The sequence below is a fragment of the Pseudoalteromonas sp. A25 genome (assembly GCF_009176705.1).
In the GTDB taxonomy this organism is placed as follows: domain Bacteria; phylum Pseudomonadota; class Gammaproteobacteria; order Enterobacterales; family Alteromonadaceae; genus Pseudoalteromonas.
The window spans coordinates 3,615,215-3,632,030 of the sequence record NZ_AP021846.1; the positions used below are offsets into that span (position 1 = coordinate 3,615,215).

Here is a 16,816-nt window from a genome sequence, read left to right on the forward strand (position 1 = left end):
GATAATTTCCTTTCTTTTAAGATAATTAGTTAATTTTTGATTCAATATTGTTTACTAGCTCTGTCAGTGACTGAGCCAATGAAGTTACGCGTGGGTACGCCATGATTGAGAAGTGATCTCCATCAACATAAGCGCACTTAAACGGCTGATCAGAACGTTGCGCCCAACGCTCAATCGCTTTTGATAAAACAGGGTGTGTCTTGCTTTGCTCAACAAACACACCAAAGATTTGAGGCACGGAGCCTGTTGGAATATAGCTATCAAGCGCTTGCTGATTAGCATGTAAAACACGCTCTTCGGTGTTAGACATATGCGCTGCATCTTGAACCATCGGCGTGTCGCTATTTGGCGATATAAACTCGCTGGTGACATAACTATCAACCAAACCAACCCACTCAACCGCATAGCCTTTTGCTATTAGCTTTTGTGCCACAGCGAAAGCTATCACTCCCCCCATTGACCAACCCAGCATTCTGATTGGCTGTACAACAGAGCGTGCTAGCAATGATTGAGCGTAGTAGTCGCTTAATTGCTCAATTGATGCGTCAAGCCAACCTGATTCACCAGCAAACTCTGGATGTTGAACACCTAACACCGTGCTTGTCGGTGAGAGTGATTCAAGCAGCTCACGGTAACAGTAGGCACCGCCACCTACAGGATGAAAGAGTACTAACGTACACTCACTTTCTTGAACTTGAGATAGCGGCAGAACAACGCTGCTATCTTGGGGTTCGTTCGCCAATTCAAGCGCCATTTTTCGGATGCTGCTATGGCGTAAAACAAAATCGATAGATAGCTTAATAGCGAGCTTCTTCTCGATAAGCCTCACGACTTTCACAGCTTTCAGTGAACTGCCGCCTAGGTTAAAGAAGTCTTCAATTACGCTGATGGTAGTTGCTTCTATTTCAAGTACTTCTGCCCATATTTCAGCTAACTGTTCCTCAACAAAGGTACTCGGTGGGCAGTACTCAGCACGGTGCTCAAGTGCGCTTGGCACAGGCAAAGCACGTTTGTCTAATTTGCCATTCGTAGTGAGCGGTAACTTGTCTAAGATATAAATATGTCGAGGTACCATGTAAGCAGGTAGTATCGTCAGTAACGCATTGATAACCATTTCTTTATCAAGTGCAAAATCGGCTTTTGGTACGACGTAAGCGACCAGTTGTGCATCACCAGAATCGGATACAATGACCGCTGACTGTTGAACCCCAGACAATGAATTTATTTGCGCTACAATTTCACCAAGTTCAACCCTTGCCCCATTGAGTTGTACCTGTTCGTCTTCACGTCCAACGAACATAAACTCGCCGGAGGTATTTTGCAGTACCTTGTCTCCTGTACAGTACATACGTTGGTATTCGATACCATCACCAGCTGCAACAAATGGGTTGTTGATAAACTTCTCTTGCGTCAGCTCAGGCTGATTTAAATAACCGCGTGATAAGCCAATTCCACTGATGTACAACGTACCCGGACAGCCCACTGGCAGCATATTGAGCTCATCATCTAAAACATAACACCGTAAGTTCGACACCACTTTGCCAATCGATACGCTGCTTGCTCTATCCGACAGACTTGAGCAGTGATATTGGTGACTGCCGACGGTGGTTTCCGTTGGCCCATACTCATTGATTAACTTATGTGACCAGCGCTTCGCAAAAGAGATAGGTGTAACTTCACCACCCGAGACAATGCGCGATAACTTCTCCAATGCACTTTCATCTAGCATTTGCAATACGCTGGCTGTGGTATCTAAGTGTGTAATGCCGTATTGATGTATCGCATGCTCAATAGTCGTGTTGTCATCAATCACCACCAAACTGGCACCATTAAGCAATGCGGTAAAAATCAGCCCTGCGGTTGTATCAAAGGCATAATTCTCTATGATAACGGCAAATTTTTCATTGCGTTGCAATCGATAACCATGCTTGTTGTGATGTGCCAAGTTGCTCATTGAGGCGTGCTCTATCATCACCCCTTTAGGTTGACCTGTGGTACCTGAGGTATAGATCACATAAGCTAGGTCTTTAGGATTACCCACCTCCAATGGCGCAGATACGGCATAACAACTTGTAGCATCAAGGTTGATAGTGTCGATACCTTGCTTTTGTATCTCTTGCTCTAATGCAGATTGCGTCAACACAACTTTGGCAGCAATATCTTGAAGGATATATTGCACCCTTGCTTGCGGCAGCTTTGTCGAGATAGGCACATACGCTGCCCCCGCTTTGAGTACCGCCATTTTTGCAACAATGGCGTGTAATCCACTATTAAAGTAAAGCGCGATGCAAGTCCCTTCGGGCAGTCGACCTCGGTGAGAGAACTGCTGACATATATGTGTTGCAAGTGCATCTGAGCGCTCGTCAAGCTGTTTATATGTGAGCGTGATTTCATCACTTTCAATGGCGATTGCATCAGGCTGCTTAGCCGCTAGCGCTTTAAACTGCTCAGCTAATGTTGCCGTACATTGCACCTGTTGAGCGAGATACTCAGACTCTAATTGCATCTGGCTCGGAGCAGCCAGTTTAAGGTCAGTACAACGCTTAAACTGCGCTTGACACATTTGTTGCAACACGCGGTGATATATCTCAAGCATATTGGCTGCACTTTGGCGACTAAATAAATCCGTTGCATAATTCAACGAAATCTCAAGTTGCTCATGAACCATTGATACATCAAGCGTCAAATCAAATTTTGCAGGGGTGTAGTCCAGTACCTTTTCGTTCAGATCCGGTGCAAAACATTCAGAACCTTGTTCTGCTTCGTTTGCATCTGCAAATTGATTCAGTGTAAAGAACACTTGATATAGGGGATGTCTAGAAGCATCACGAGCCGTGTTAGCTAAACCAACAATTTGCTCAAACGGCAGCATTTGATAACGCTTTGCTTCAACATTTAAGTGATGTACCTGGCGAACAAGTTCACTCACTGTCATGTCATTATCAAGCTTACAACGCATCGGCACACTGTTAACGAAATAACCAATCAGCGATTGTGTTTGCGCTAAAGCACGATTGTCCATCGGTGTACCAATCATGATATCCGATTGGCCTGACAGTCGAGACAAAGTAATAAAGTACGCACTCATTAACACTGAATACATCGTGGTACTGTTTGCTGCTGCAAGTGCTTTTAACTCAGTGGCAAGTTCATCTGCAACAAAGCGAGACTCCTCTGCTCCCACAAAGCTAGGTATTGCAGGACGCGTGTAATCAGTTGGAATAGAGAGTACTTCAACCTCTTGCACTTGTTGCTGCCAGTATTTTTGATGCGATGCCAATACATCGCCTTGCATATATTCACGTTGCCACAATGCATAATCTGCATACTGAATCGATAAGGGTGATAGCTCAACACCTTGTGAACGGTAATACTGTTCCACTTCCGAGAAGAATAGGCCGCTTGACCAACCGTCGAATATGATGTGATGCCAAACAACCAACAAGTAACTGTCATATTCTGTATTGATAATAAAACCGCGCATTGCAGGAGATTTATCTAGCTCAAATTTATTCGCTACTTGTTGTGATACAAAGGTATTCAGTTGTTCAGTATGAACCGCTACAGTTTGTATTTCTGCGCCTTTTGTTAACGGCGTTTGATAGCTCTCGCCGTCTTCATCAAAGTTAAACGTACTTCTGAGTACTTCATGGCGTGATATCACCGCGTCAATAGCGAGTACTAACTTTTGCGTATCGATATTGCGATTTAGTTTTGTAAATACAGGAACTTGATAGCTTCCTTGGCTTTCAGGCAAACGTTCAAGCAACAGCATTTGCTCTTGAGCAAAAGACAAAGGGTAGCGCGCTTGTCTTGGCACTGAACTTGGGATCCGTATTTCGTCTGTCTGCGCTAAATTTTCCGCCAGTGACGCTATCGTTTTATGCTCAAATAACTTAGCTAGGCTAAACTCCAACGCTAATTCATCACGCACTTTTGCTGCCATGCGCACCGCATGGATTGAGTTACCCCCAAGCTTGAAGAAGTCATCATATACCGACACTTGCTCAACATTTAACAGTGCTGACCAGATATCACACAAGGTTGCTTCTATTTCATTGCGCGGTTCGACATACTCAGCTCGAGCTTGCAAATCCACCTCAGGTAAAGCGGCTAAATCCGCTTTGCCATTCGCCGTTAATGGTAACTTATCTAATAGCACCCAGTGACTCGGTAACTGGTAGCTGGCTAATTGCGATTTTAACGCTTCCTCGAATGCCAACTCATCCCATCGCTCAGCGTCTTGTGCAACGATGTAAGCCACTAAGCTTGCATCTTTACCACGCGTTTTTACTTGAACTAAGGCATGTTGCACATTGTCTTGTGCCATCAACACCGACTCTATTTCTTCAAGCTCGATTCGGTAGCCTCTGATTTTGACTTGCTTGTCGTCTCTGCCTAAGTATTCCAATTCACCTGATTCTAACCAGCGCACTTTATCGCCGGTTTTATACAGCACCGCATCAGGCTCTATCCCCGCTATTTGAAACTCAGAACCACGAATAAACGCTTGCTCCGTAAGAGCCGGCTTATTCAAATATCCCCGAGCAAGCCCTGCACCACTGATATAAAGTTCACCGACGCATCCAACCGGCAATAAGCTACGAGAAGGCGATAACACATACACTTGACGACCATTCGCTGGTTTACCTATCGGAACACTGCCTTCAGTGACTTGGCATTCATAGGTGCTCGCAATGGTTGTACTTTCTGTCGGTCCGTAACAATTTAAGATATGTTTTGGCCGAGTAGGTTGACTCACCAAACGGTTCATGATCGCAGGCGTCAGTGCCTCACCGCCGACCATTAAGTACCTCAGCGCACTAAACATGTCAGGAGACTGGCTGTATATAGAATCAAATAAAGCGCGTGTCAGCAGTACAATACTCACTTGGTTACGGCTCAGGAGCGCTTCAATTTCAAAAGCATCAAGCGCCATATCTGAGTTTGGGATCACGAGACTTGCACCTTGTGTTAATGCCCCCCAAATCTCAAATGTCGCGGCATCAAACGCTGGATTAGCTAATTGTACAAACACGTCTTGCGTCGTGATATCAACATAATCTGTGTTGTTTACCAACGACACCACACCGCGCTGCGTAACCATAGCTCCTTTAGGCTTTCCTGTGGTGCCAGAGGTATACATGATGTACGCCAAATCATCGAGAGTGCTGTTCACATGTAAGTTGTCTGCACTGTATTGCGCACTATCAAATACATCGACGTTCATACACACTGGCTTAGATATGCTTTGAGACAGCGCATCATCAAGCACATCGTTTTGAGCACTATCACTGAGCACTAAACTCAACTGACAATCATCTATGATATACACCAAGCGTGACATCGGTGTGCCCATCGCAAATGGCACATAAGCGGCCCCCACTTTGAGCGCTGCTAACATACTCAACACCATGTCTAGTCGTGAACTATGATAGACACCTATCATCTGTGGCTTACCCGCCACATTGGCCAATATCATCGCCGCACGACGATTCGCCATCGCATTTAACTCACCATAGCTGTAAGTTTTCTCTTGCGTGATTAAAGCGACTGCATCGGGTGTACGCGCTGCATGTTGCTCAAATAACTCCGTAATAGTTTGCTCACCAAAACTGACTGTGTGGCCATTCCATTGTACAAGCTGTTGATATTGCTCAGCCTCTTCTAATACTTGGTGATGAGACGCCGTGGCATCTTGCAACATCATCTCAATAATTCGCTGATATAGCTTCGCATAACTCACACCTACCCCAGCCTTATAGTGACTGCGTAGCGTGCTCAAAGAACACATGATTTCATCGGTGTTTTGCGAGGTCTGAACATTCAAACTCAGTGGTAAACTGTTCTCCGCTATCCCCATTCGCCCTGCAAGTAAGTCCTCTGCCGCAACGCTGTCTTGCTGCCAGTAAGCATTAAAACTGGTGTAGTTAAAGGCTGCATGGAAAGGCTCATCACCCACCAGTTCCTTAACCACCTCTAGTGGGAAGAAACGCTGTGCTTCCACTGCATTCATTTGCCCATGCACCGCTTGGATAAACTCAAGCCATGACCCAGTCCGATGAGGCCCAACCTGACAAGAAACTGTAACTGGTAGAATATTGACAAACAGCCCAAGTAATTTGTCGCTGTCTAACACTTCAGGTCTACCATGAACCGATAATCCTGATACTACTTGCTCATACCCTGTCGCCAACGACAAAGCCTTACTGTGCGCTGCGAACATTACCGCTTTCAATGACACATCACATCGTGCCGCCAATGCTTGCAAAGCCTTCGCTTGTGTCGCATTAAAAGAGAACATCAGATAGTCACTCTCTGGCGCGGTATGGCTTGGTAAGCTGTCATCATCACTCGGTGCCAATAACACCGGCTGTGCCGCCACCTGCTCAAACTGGTTACGCCAAAATGTATGGTTATCTGTATCACTTAACGCCGCTTGCTCTTGCGCAATAAAGTCTCGGTAGCTCGCCGCCAACGCCGGCTGCACCAGTGATTTACCCGCCAGTGCTTTACCGTATAATGCCGCCACTTCTGCCGTTAACGCCGCCTCACTCCAACCATCAATGATGGCGTGATGAACACTAAAGCTTAAGTGAAAGCGCTCTGCATCAATGCGGTGTGCCGCAACGCGCAGTAACGGGTATTCATTATCTGCAAACCCTCTTTGGTGCTCTTGTTTATACCACGCATGCACAGCTTGTAAGTCTTCCTCTGTGTTACCAATGAACAGCTCTATCTGCGCTTGCTCATGCACCAATTGCAATGGTTCGCTAAAACCACTTAGCGCAATTTGAGTACGTAATATTGAATGGCGTGCACAAATTGCTGCTAATGTGTCACGTAAACATGATTCATCAAGTGGCAAGGTAAATGAGTAGCTGATCAGATCATGGTATAGACTGCCCGCACTCGCTTGAGTGTGATACAACATACCGAGCTGCAATCGGCTCACCGGATAAGCATCTTCAATGCCTTCAGGTAACAGGGCTTTATCGGCCTCGCTGATCAAGGAAAATGCACTGCTTGCGACTGTTTGCTGTACTTTGGCTTCCCCTGCATCAACGCATTGTGCCAACAAGGACACGGTTTGGGTTGCCAACAAATCAGCTAAACTGAACTCAACCCCTGCCTGTCTGGCTCGTGTCACTAACTTAATACTGATGATTGAGTCACCACCAAGCTCATAGTAGTTATCGTTCACGCCCACTTGCTCAACCTGCAGCACTTCTTGCCATACGGAGCATAAGATCTGCTCCGTTTTCGTGCTCGGGGCGATATAGGTGCGCGCTTCAACTTGGCTTGGACGAGGCAGCGCAGCTCTGTCTAACTTACCATTCACTGTCAAAGGAAGCTGAGCTAGCACCGTGATGTGTGCTGGGATCATGTAACTTGGTAAGACATGCGCCAGTGCTCCTTTTAACGTCGCTCCTAACTGGGCATCATCGCTGACCACATAAGCTAGTAAACGCGCATGGCCTTCTGAGTCGTCAATCAATAGAGCAGCCTGCTGGACACCATCTTGTTGCAGTAAGGCCGCTTCAATTTCACCCAACTCGATACGATAACCTCTAATTTTCACTTGGTTATCGTTACGACCTAGATACTCAAGCGTGCCATCGGCCAACCAACGAACCACATCGCCAGTTTTATACATACGGGTATAGCCCAACGCTTGCATTGACTCATCCGCAAATGGGTTATCAATAAAACGCTCAGCAGTTAGCTCTGGGCGATTTAAATAACCCGGTGATAAACCCGCCCCACCGATATACAGCTCACCAGGTACACCTGGCGGTACCAGTTGCATCTGCTCATTGAGTACATAAGCTTGCATGTCGCGCAGTACACGCCCTATGGTCGAACACTCTGAGGCATGCTCTGCGTATAATGGCTGATAAGTCGTGTGTACCGTGGTTTCTGTGATCCCGTACATATTCACCAGCTGCGGTTGACTATCACCGAATCGCGCCCACCAACGCTTTAGACTTGCGGGGTTAAGTTTGTCGCCACCGAAAATGACATATCTCAGTGCCGGAAAATCAAGCTCAAGGGTCAACGCCGCTTCAGCAAACCCTAAGAAAGCACCAGGTGTTTGATTTAATACAGTGACCGCTTCTTGTTGGCATAATTTGGCAACCGCTGCAAAGTCACGTACGAGGCTCTGCTCAGGAATAACTAAGCGTCCACCATGGAGCAACGCGCCCCACATTTCCCATACGGTAAAATCAAAGGTGTAAGCGTGATAGAGCATCCACACATCTTGTGCATTAAATTGATAGTCCGCTGCCGTCGCTTTAAACAAGCGCATAACATTGGCATGGTTTTGTAACACCCCTTTGGCTTTACCCGTTGTGCCAGAGGTATAAATCACATAAGCCAAATCATCAGCACCGTGCATCACACCTGGTGTTGTGGTTGCGCATGCAGACACCGCATCATCATCCATCACCAACAAAGGCGCTTCACTGTTGAGCTGAGTTTGATAAGCAGACTGAGACTGCGCTGTTGTTAGCACCAACGCGGGAGCACTGTCATCCAACACATGCTGATTACGCAATGCGGGATTAGACGGTGCCATAGGGACATAGGCTGCGCCCGCTTTAAGGACTGCTAATACACTGATCATCAGCTCAAGGCTTGGCTCAACATATAACGCAATCAACGTATTGGCAGCTAAGGGTTGGCCATAGTGTGCTTGGTAACTTGCACGCAACCAATTCGCCAGTTGATTTGCACGCTCATTCAGTGCTTGGTAGCTGAGCTGTTGCTGGCCACAGGTCAAGGCAATGGCTTGCGGACAAGTTGCTACTTGCGCTTCAAATGCACTGACTAAGGTATCTGTTGATGCAAACTCTTCTCTGAGCATTATCGATTGCTGCAACAGCTCTTGCTGTTTAACGTCGCTCATCAATGGGATCTCGCCTACTGTATGAGTGCGCGCATCAATGAGTCCAACTAGAATATTGGTATAGAGCTCGCTGATTGCTTCAATCGTATTATGTTCAAACAAACTAACGGCATAGTTCAATGTGATATTGATACCTTCTTGTGAACGTGTTGCCATTAAACTTAAGTCAAACTTTGCAGGGCAAAAGTCTACGTCACCATCCAGCGGTGCTGGTGTCATTGGCAGCGCAACAACATCATCAACTACATCTTGTAAATCTTGTAGACCAAATACCACCTGAAATAATGGGTGACGAGACGCATCTCGCTCAACACCTAGTAGCTCAACAATTTGCTCAAATGGTAGCTCTTGATGAGCCTTGGCCTGACCAACACACTGGTGCACATTTTGAATAAACTGGCTTGTTGACATCGACCAATCAACTTGCATTCTCAAAGGCAGCGTATTAACAAAAAAGCCAATTACGCCTTGGGTTTGATGATGATGTCGATTATCAGAAGGCGTCCCAACAATAATATCTTGCTGATCACACAGGTGTGCCAACGTCAGGTAGAATGCGCTCAGCAACACGCTATTAAGAGAGCTATCATTCTCTTTGGCAAGTGCAACTAACGCTTTTGAAGTGCCACTATCGATGTTTGTATACAGCTCCCGGCCTTGATGGCGTGCCACTGCTGGACGATTATGATCAAGCGGTAAAGAGAGTGTTTCAACGTCTTGCAGCTGAGTTTGCCAATATGTTCGATATGTCTCTAAGGTATCCCCTTGTAAATAATCGCGTTGCCATACTGAGTAATCAATATAATCAATTGGCCAAGTAGGTGACGTGCATGGCACGCCATTGATACCGTTGTGATAGTGCTCAGCTAACTCTTTTAAGAACAAGCTCGTTGACCAACCATCAAATGCAATATGATGCCAAACAATAAGCAAATATCTCTGTTCACCGGTATTGTAAAAGCTGGCGCGCATCACTTCACGCTCTAGGTCAAAAGGCGTATCAACCTGCTTTTGTACACTAACTGCCAATGCATCTGCCGAGCAATCATGATTTGCGATAGTCAATGTGTTTGCCATCACTTGCTGGACAACATGACCACTTTCATTTGTTAGGTAGCGCGTTCTTAGAATGGGGTGTCTATCAACGAGCTGCATCACTGATTGTTGCAGTTGCTCAAGCGCGACATCCTCATTCAAAGCAAGCAATAAAGGAATGTGATAGGCGCTACTAGGCTGTAATTGCTCAATATAAAACAAACGTTCCTGCGCAAAAGAGAGCGGATAATGGTCACGCTTCTCGCCTAGGCTTGGGATCACAATCTCGTCTGACTGCATTAGATTAGCCGCCAATGACGCTATCGTTTTATGTTCAAATAACTTCGCTAGACTAAAGTCTAATGACAACTCATCACGCACTTTTGCCGCCATGCGCACTGCATGGATTGAGTTACCTCCAAGCTTGAAAAAGTCATCGAATACAGAGACAGGCTCACCATCCAATAGCTCCGACCAAATAGCACATAGACCCGCTTCAATTTCATTACGTGGCGCAACATAATCATCACGTGCTTGCAAATCCACCTCAGGTAAAGCGGCTAAGTCCATTTTGCCATTGGCGGTTAATGGCAATGCTGGCAATGTCACAAAATGATGTGGTAACTGATAACTTGCGAGAGATTTTTGTAAATTAGCCTGAAGCATTGCCTCATCAAAGGCCTGCATATTTTCAGGCACAACATAAGCCACCAAACAAGCATCTCGACCTGACTCTTTTACCTGTACCAAAGCATGTTGAATGTTGGGTTGTGTCATCAACACCGACTCTATTTCTTCAAGCTCAACTCGGTAGCCTCTGATTTTGATTTGCTGGTCGTCTCTGCCTAAGTATTCCAATTCACCTGATTCTAACCAGCGCACTTTATCGCCAGTTTTATACAGCACCGCATCAGGCTCTATACCCGCAATTTGAAACTCTGAACCACGAATAAACGCTTGCTCAGTGAGAGTCGGCTTATTCAAATATCCCTGGGCAAGCCCTGCACCGCCAATATATAGCTCACCCACACATCCTGTTGGTAGCAATGTACGAGATGGAGACAACACATAAACCTGTCGACCATTGATAGGCTTACCTATCGGTACACTACCTACTTCACCTTGGCACTCATGTGTCGTTGCAAATGTTGTACTTTCGGTAGGTCCATAACCATTAAGAATATGCACAGGACGTTCTACTTGGCTGACCAAACGCGCCATGATGGCACTCGTCAAGGCCTCGCCACCGACGAGTAGATAGCGTAATCCGGCAAACATGGTCGTTGATTCACTGTATACAGAATCAAATAATGCCCGTGTCAGCCATAAAATACTCACGTGATGACGCGTTAACACATCACAAATCGACTCTGCGTCTAACATCATGTCATCATTGGGCACAACTAAACTTGCCCCCTGTGTCAACGCCCCCCAAATCTCAAATGTCGCCGCATCAAACGCTGGATTAGCTAATTGTACAAACACGTCTTGCGTCGTGATATCAACATAATCTGTGTTGTTTACCAACGACACGACCCCCCGATGTGGGATCATCGCCCCCTTTGGCTGCCCAGTGGTGCCCGAGGTGTACATAATGTAAGCTAAATCATTCAGCGTGGTATGTTGCGCGATATTTTGGGCTGAAAACTGATGTGCATCTTCTTTATCCACATAAAGACAAACTGGGTTAGATGTCGCGCTAGCTAGGCCTTGTGTTAACACCTTTTCTGAGTGACTATCACAGAGCATTATGTCCAACTGACAGTCGTCCACAATATAGCTCACGCGAGATGCTGGCGTGCCCATCGCAAATGGCACATAAGCGGCCCCCACTTTGAGCGCTGCTAACATACTCAACACCATGTCTAATCGTGAACTATGATAGACACCTATCATCTGTGGCTTACCCGCCACATTGGCCAATATCATCGCCGCACGACGATTCGCCATCGCATTTAACTCACCATAGCTGTAAGTTTTCTCTTGCGTGATTAAAGCGACTGCATCGGGTGTACGCGCTGCATGTTGCTCAAATAACTCCGTAATAGTTTGTTCGCCAAAACTGACTGTGTGGCCATTCCATTGTACAAGCTGTTGATATTGCTCAGCCTCTTCTAATACTTGGTGATGAGACGCCGTGGCATCTTGCAACATCATCTCAATAATTCGCTGATATAGCTTCGCATAACTCACACCTACCCCAGCCTTATAGTGACTGCGTAGCGTGCTCAAAGAACACATGATTTCATCGGTGTTTTGCGAAGTCTGAACATTCAAACTCAGTGGTAAACTGTTCTCCGCTATCCCCATTCGCCCTGCAAGTAAGTCCTCTGCCGCAACGCTGTCTTGCTGCCAGTAAGCATTAAAACTGGTGTAGTTAAAGGCTGCATGGAAAGGCTCATCACCCACCAGTTCCTTAACCACCTCTAGTGGGAAGAAGCGCTGTGCTTCCACTGCATTCATTTGCCCATGCACCGCTTGGATAAACTCAAGCCATGACCCAGTCCGGCGAGACCCAACCTGACAAGACACTGTAACTGGTAGAATATTGACAAACAGCCCAAGTAATTTGTCGCTGTCTAACACTTCAGGTCTACCATGAACCGATAATCCTGATACTACTTGCTCATACCCTGTCGCCAACGACAAAGCCTTACTGTGCGCTGCAAACATTACCGCTTTCAATGACACATCACATCGTGCCGCCAATGCTTGCAAAGCCTTCGCTTGTGTCGCATTAAAAGAGAACATCAGATAGTCACTCTCTGGCGCGGTATGGCTTGGTAAGCTGTCATCATCACTCGGTGCCAATAACACCGGCTGTGCCGCCACCTGCTCAAACTGGTTACGCCAAAATGTATGGTTATCTGTATCACTTAACGCCGCTTGCTCTTGCGCAATGAAGTCTCGATAGCTCGCCGCCAACGCCGGCTGCACCAGTGATTTACCCGCCAGTGCTTTACCGTATAATGCCGCCACTTCTGCCGTTAACGCCGCCTCACTCCAACCATCAATGATGGCGTGATGAACACTAAAGCTTAAGTGAAAGCGCTCTGCATCAATGCGGTGTGCCGCAACGCGCAGTAACGGGTATTCATTATCTGCAAACCCTCTTTGGTGCTCTTGTTTATACCACGCATGCACAGCTTGTAAGTCTTCATCTGTGTTACCAATGAATAGCTCTATCTGTGCTTGCTCATGCACCAATTGCAATGGCTTACTAAAGCCACTTAGCGCAATTTGAGTACGTAATATTGAATGGCGTGCACAAATTGCTGCTAATGTGTCACGTAAACATGATTCATCAAGTGGCAAGGTAAATGGATAACTGATCAGATCATGATATAAACAACTGTCATTAGACTGTGTGTGAAACAACATACCGAGCTGCAATCGGCTCACCGGATAAGCATCTTCAATGCCTTCAGGTAACAGGGCTTTATCGGCCTCGCTGATCAAGGAAAATGCACTGCTTGCGACTGTTTGCTGTACTTTGGCTTCCCCTGCATCAACGCATTGTGCCAACAAGGACACGGTTTGGGTTGCCAACAAATCAGCTAAACTGAACTCAACCCCTGCCTGTCTGGCTCGTGTCACTAACTTAATACTGATGATTGAGTCACCACCAAGCTCATAGTAGTTATCGTTCACGCCCACTTGCTCAACCTGCAGCACTTCTTGCCATACGGAGCATAAGATCTGCTCCGTTTTCGTGCTCGGGGCGATATAGGTGCGCGCTTCAACTTGGCTTGGACGAGGCAGCGCAGCTCTGTCTAACTTACCATTCACTGTCAAAGGAAGCTGAGCTAGCACCGTGATGTGTGCTGGGATCATGTAACTTGGTAAGACATGCGCCAGTGCTCCTTTTAACGTCGCTCCTAACTGGGCATCATCGCTGACCACATAAGCTAGTAAACGCGCATGGCCTTCTGAGTCGTCAATCAATAGAGCAGCCTGCTGGACACCATCTTGTTGCAGTAAGGCCGCTTCAATTTCACCCAACTCGATACGATAACCTCTAATTTTCACTTGGTTATCGTTACGACCTAGATACTCAAGCGTGCCATCGGCCAACCAACGAACCACATCGCCAGTTTTATACATACGGGTATAGCCCAACGCTTGCATTGACTCATCCGCAAATGGGTTATCAATAAAACGCTCAGCAGTTAGCTCTGGGCGATTTAAATAACCCGGTGATAAACCCGCCCCACCGATATACAGCTCACCAGGTACACCTGGCGGTACCAGTTGCATCTGCTCATTGAGTACATAAGCTTGCATGTCGCGCAGTACACGCCCTATGGTCGAACACTCTGAGGCATGCTCTGCGTATAATGGCTGATAAGTCGTGTGTACCGTGGTTTCTGTGATCCCGTACATATTCACCAGCTGCGGTTGACTATCACCGAATCGCGCCCACCAACGCTTTAGACTTGCGGGGTTAAGTTTGTCGCCACCGAAAATGACATATCTCAGTGCCGGAAAATCAAGCTCAAGGGTCAACGCCGCTTCAGCAAACCCTAAGAAAGCACCAGGTGTTTGATTTAATACAGTGACCGCTTCTTGTTGGCATAATTTGGCAACCGCTGCAAAGTCACGTACGAGGCTCTGCTCAGGAATAACTAAGCGTCCACCATGGAGCAACGCGCCCCACATTTCCCATACGGTAAAATCAAAGGTGTAAGCGTGATAGAGCATCCACACATCTTGTGCATTAAATTGATAGTCCGCTGCCGTCGCTTTAAACAAGCGCATAACATTGGCATGGTTTTGTAATACCCCTTTGGCTTTACCCGTTGTGCCAGAGGTATAAATCACATAAGCCAAATCATCAGCACCGTGCATCACATCTGGTGTTGTGGTTGCGCATGCAGACACCGAATCATCATCCATCACCAACAAAGGCGCTTCACTGTTGAGCTGAGTTTGATAAGCAGACTGAGACTGCGCTGTTGTTAGCACCAACGTGGGAGCACTGTCATCCAACACATGCTGATTACGCAATGCGGGATTAGACGGTGCCATAGGGACATAGGCTGCGCCCGCTTTAAGGACTGCTAATACACTGATCATCAACTCAAGGCTTGGCTCAACATATAACGCAATCAACGTATTGGCAGCTAAGGGTTGGCCATAATGTGCTTGGTAACTTGCTCGCAACCAATTCGCCAGTTGATTTGCACGCTCATTCAGTGCTTGGTAGCTGAGCTGTTGCTGGCCACAGGTCAAGGCAATGGCTTGCGGACAAGCTGCTACCTGCGCTTCAAATGCATCGACCAGACTATGCTCGCTATCGGCTTGCGCACGAATAAAATCTACATCGCTCTTAGCCCATTCAAGGAGACGTTCATTGTCTTGAGCAGATAATAACGCGTATTCTTTTAAGCATGTCAAAGTGCATTGCGCGACCTGTTTCAAAACATGGTGATACGCCTTTGCAATACGCTCAATGCTGGCTTTTTCAAATAAGCTCGTTGCATAATTGAAGGTTGCTTTAAGGCCTTCTTCGCCCTCACTCATAATCAAAGTTAAGTCAAACTTTGCTGGCGAATATGCTTGCGACTGTGTCTGTTCATCCAAAGGCGTCAACGGCAACGCCCAATTTGCTTTTTCAGCATTATTTTGCTGAAGACTAAACAGCACTTGAAATATAGGGTGGCGTGATAGGTCTCGCTCTAAGCCGAGTGCATGCACCATTTGCTCAAAAGGGATATCCTGATTTACTTTTGCAGCCGCAACTTGTTGATGGCTTTGCTCTATTAACTGTGCCATCGATGATTCATCATCTAGCTGTAAACGTATTGGCAAAGAATTGACAAAAAAGCCAATCATGTCTTGCACTTGTGCGTTATGTCTATTGTCAGAAGGTGTACCAATGACGACATCTGACTGATTAGCAAATCTTCCCAGTACCAATGAGAAAGCACCCAGCAATACGGTATAAAGAGTTGTGTTGTATTGCTTTGCAACTTGCTTTAAGTCATGTGCAAGTTCCGACTCAAACGCCACATGCAGATCTTGCCCAATGTAATCACTTTGCATTGGTCTTGGAAAATCAGTCAGCAAAGCAAGTGGCTGCAAGTCAGCAAGATTTTTCTGCCAATAAGCGAGCTGTTGCTCCCCAACATCACCAGACATAAGCTCCCTTTGCCAACATGCATAGTCTGCATACTGTAACTCTGGCATGGGTAATGCTTCTTGGCTTTGGTAGGCAAGCTCTAAGTCTTTTAAAAAGACCCCCACTGACCAGCCATCAAATGCAATGTGATGCCATACAAATAGCAAGTAGCGTAAGTTGCCCTGCTGTAATACACACGCTCTCATCACTTCTTGATTGAGATCGAATGAAGCTGATTGTTTTGCCGCTAGTGCTTGACGCAACTCCTCTTCAGTCTCGAAATGTTCAAGTTCAATGACAACGTTCTGATCTGTAATTTGTTGATAGTCGTCACCCTGTGCATCTTGCTCAAAGACAGTGCGCAAACTTGCGTGCTTTGCAACAACTGCATCAAGTGCGCGCTGCAAACGCGCCAGCTCAGCATCTTCCTCGAGTGAGAAACATACTGGAATTAAGTATGCCGCTCCTGAGCTGATGCGTTCAACATACAGCAATCGCTGTTGAGCGAACGACAATGGATAGCGATGCCACTGCGGCATTTTTTCAAATGCCTCTTGAGAGATAATTTCAGAACGCGATAAGAAGCTTTTCAGTTCCTGCTTTTTATCCCTGATTTTGATGATCAACTCATCGTTCAGTTCGTCCGAGTCGTAGGCAAGACGAATGTCTTGCCCCTCCAACCACACAGCTGCCTGTGAATTTTTAATTTCCGTCAATAAATCAAACATTTTAAAACCGTCCCCAGTAGC

The 16,816-nt window shown here is 46.4% G+C and carries 1 protein-coding gene; it reads right to left on the reverse strand.

Annotated elements, in window-relative coordinates; genetic code table 11:
* Positions 1–25: 25 nt before the first annotated feature.
* On the reverse strand, positions 26–16,795 hold the full coding sequence (locus GDK41_RS15705; RefSeq protein WP_152087281.1) for a non-ribosomal peptide synthetase: 16,770 nt from the start codon (positions 16,793–16,795) through the stop codon (positions 26–28).
* Between the last annotated feature and the right edge of the window lie 21 nt (positions 16,796–16,816).

Bases quoted from the DNA above. Each gene is read 5' to 3' on its own strand.
- GDK41_RS15705 (WP_152087281.1), bottom strand. From the start codon at position 16,795: ATGTTTGATTTATTGACGGAAATTAAAAATTCACAGGCAGCTGTGTGG.